General features: G+C 53.0%; 4 protein-coding genes and 1 pseudogene. 2 read left to right on the plus strand and 3 right to left on the minus strand.

Translation table 11 applies throughout. The features are described from left to right. Positions 1-173: 173 nt before the first annotated feature. Positions 174-401 carry a helix-turn-helix domain-containing protein gene (locus tag T18_RS26125; protein ID WP_038493364.1) on the plus strand — a complete coding sequence of 76 codons (228 nt, stop codon included), beginning with the start codon at positions 174-176 and terminating at the stop codon, positions 399-401. Positions 402-467: 66 nt separating this feature from the next. Here the strand turns inward: T18_RS26125 and T18_RS26130 are convergent, their stop codons facing one another. Further along, a complete protein-coding gene (locus T18_RS26130) occupies positions 468-1307 on the minus strand; it encodes a GIY-YIG nuclease family protein (protein ID WP_038493367.1) in 840 nt (279 codons plus the stop codon). A 158-nt stretch (positions 1308-1465) separates the two neighbouring features. Here T18_RS26130 and T18_RS26135 point away from each other — a divergent pair. Beyond that, a pseudogene (locus T18_RS26135) lies at positions 1466-1838 on the plus strand (ester cyclase). A gap of 14 nt (positions 1839-1852) precedes the next feature. On the opposite strand, the gene T18_RS26140 reads toward T18_RS26135, so the two are convergent. Then, positions 1853-2122, minus strand: coding sequence for a hypothetical protein (locus tag T18_RS26140; protein WP_046205635.1), 270 nt, complete (start codon positions 2120-2122; stop codon positions 1853-1855). Between the two features lie 8 nt (positions 2123-2130). Further along, on the minus strand, positions 2131-2460 hold the full coding sequence (locus T18_RS28320) for an NYN domain-containing protein (RefSeq protein WP_414896167.1): 330 nt from the start codon (positions 2458-2460) through the stop codon (positions 2131-2133). Positions 2461-2526 lie beyond the last annotated feature (66 nt).

The raw sequence follows: 2526 nt of genomic DNA on the forward strand, positions 1-2526 counted from the left end.
AATTTTAGGTAAAGTTCTGCTATTCTCAGAATCAGCCATGATCCAAGCTCCAGATAGCTAGATTGTGGTCAGGCTGGACGAAGTGGTACCAACACTGAGTCCAGCCGATTACAGCTTCGGAGGTTACGAAATTAGATGTCGACGAGCAAGAAAAATCACAACAGTGTTGTGAAATGAATGGATCTCAATGCAAACTTGCTCGTGTAGCCCTCGGATGGGGTGTCCGCGAACTGGCCGGAATTGCCGGCGTCTCGACTCAGACCGTATCGCGGCTTGAACGTGGTGACCCACTAAAAGACAACACGGTCGCGACGATCAAGTTGGTTTTTGAGGAAGCTGGAATTGAGTTCTTGGCAGAGAAGGAAAACGGATACGGTATATGGGTCAACAATCGCCGCTGACCAAGCAACGAAACAACCTAACTAACGAACACCATCTCACCCGTTCAGTTTGTCGACAAAAGCGTGCTAATTGCATCCCAGTTCGATCGTATGTTCATCGAGCACAATGCCTTCGACTATATCTCCCTCATCGAAGTGTGCCTGAAACCATCTGGCAATCTGGGAATTCTGGCCGATCACTCTGACAGCCCCGGTTCGATTGGCACTCCGGTTGATCTTCGAAACGACTGTCGGACTACCGTCACTGAATTTGACCTGGATAGCTTCCCCATCCTTTCCCAGAAATTTGCTGGCATCGGCACCGGGATTGAGGATCCCCATTTTATAATAAGTAAGTCCTAGCACGACAGAAAAAGACGCCAATATGCGGTCCGTCGTGCGTGAATACAGATCGGCTTCAGCGATAGCCGGAGCATCAAACTCGGCTTCCTGTTCTTCCTCACGTTCTGCGTCTTCCGAGATCGCACGACCTTTATCCTTTCCGTTCCAAGGCGGCTCGAACTCGCGGATCAGGCTGTCCTCCAGTCCGGCAGCCAAATTGATTTCAAAGTCCAGATATTGAAGATGAGTTATCGGCGTAAAAACAAAGATGCGGACCATACCACCATCCGCGATCACCGTTTTTATGTTGCGATGGCAACGCTGGTTCGTGGCTTGCGAGCTACCAGGACGACAGTATCCGACATATCGCTTCCTGATTGAGCGGGCAGTCTTCCCAATATAGAGAACCAGGTCTTCTAGCACGAATGCGTATAGCGCGTTCGGTGCTTCCAGCACGATACGATTTGAGGCGGCGTTCTCACCGTCAAGCTCGTAAGTAATGAAATCGTCTTTCAGACGCCATTTCCCCACATCTATGAAACCGAGATTCAGGAGGACATCAGCATTTACCCGCGAGCTTGTCATGCACGTTCAACTCCCCTTCGATTGGCAACTTTTTGCTGAGAACAAACCGTCATGTCAACGGTCGGTTCTGCAAAGGCTAGTCAACACAAGATGGGAACCGAGTAGTAATTATTGAGCCTCGCCGCTAAAAAGCGGGATCCATCCGCGCGGAGAAACACATGCCGACACTTCAGGACATCTATCTCTCCTATCTAGACTGCCTCAACCGTCAGGCCTTTGATGAACTAGGCACCTTCGTTGTCGACAATGTCGAACACAACGGATGCCCGTTTGGGTTGCGACATGCTGGAAAAGGACTTTGCCGAAATTCCCGACCTGCGGTTTGAGGCAGAGATCCTTATCAGCGACGCCTACAGGATCGGTGCCCGGCTTACGTTTGATTGCACGCCCAAATCCACCTTCATGGGCCTTCCAGTCAATGGTCAACAAGTTCAGTTCTGCGAATACGTTTTCTACGCATTTGAACACACCAAAATCCGAACGGTCTGGTCAGTCATCGACAAGGCCGCAATCGAACACCAACTCGGCTGACTGCCAGAAAATCTTCAACCCGCCTCATCCGCGTTTCCCCCTTTGACCAGCTCCCCAAGCAGCGCACGATCATCATCCCCCAAGCGCCATCTGCGGCAACTGACGCGCAGTAAGTCCTGCAGCATCCGCGTATTCGGTAGGTCCGCCGGGTTTTGCAGTTCGTTGAGCACCCATGCGCCAAGCAGCGTTTTGCGCCGCACCTCAAGCTGCCGTTCCTGCGCGGCGAGCCTTGCAATCAGCAACAGCATCTGCCGCAAGGCATACGCGGAACGATCTGTTTCCATCCTGCCGGCTAGGTCTGCATCTGCTGTTGGGCCGGAGAGCGATCGCATGTCTCCGGGGAGCCGCAGCCTGTCGAAACGGGTAAAGCTGCTGCAGGCGCCCATGAAAGAAGACAGTGTCTGCCGGTCACCAATTCCGTCTCTTCACGGATGCGCACCGCCAGTCGGGTAAAGTCCCCATCGCTCAAGGCAATGCCGAAACCCTCAAGGCGTTTCCGGTGCAACAGATCCATTGCATTGATGATCATGGCGCCATCGGTAGCGTTCTTTCCGGCACAGTTGGAAAACTGCTGAACCGGCCGGACGGCATGATCCACAAGCCGGCTCTTCCAGCCCCTCATGTTTGCCTGTGTCCTGTCGTGATGGATGTGCCGCCTGGACGCATCACCAAGCGTCGCGGTCACGCC

Origin of the sequence: Rhizobium sp. TBD182 (genome assembly GCF_001950375.1) — a bacterium.
Classification (GTDB): domain Bacteria; phylum Pseudomonadota; class Alphaproteobacteria; order Rhizobiales; family Rhizobiaceae; genus Agrobacterium; species Agrobacterium tumefaciens.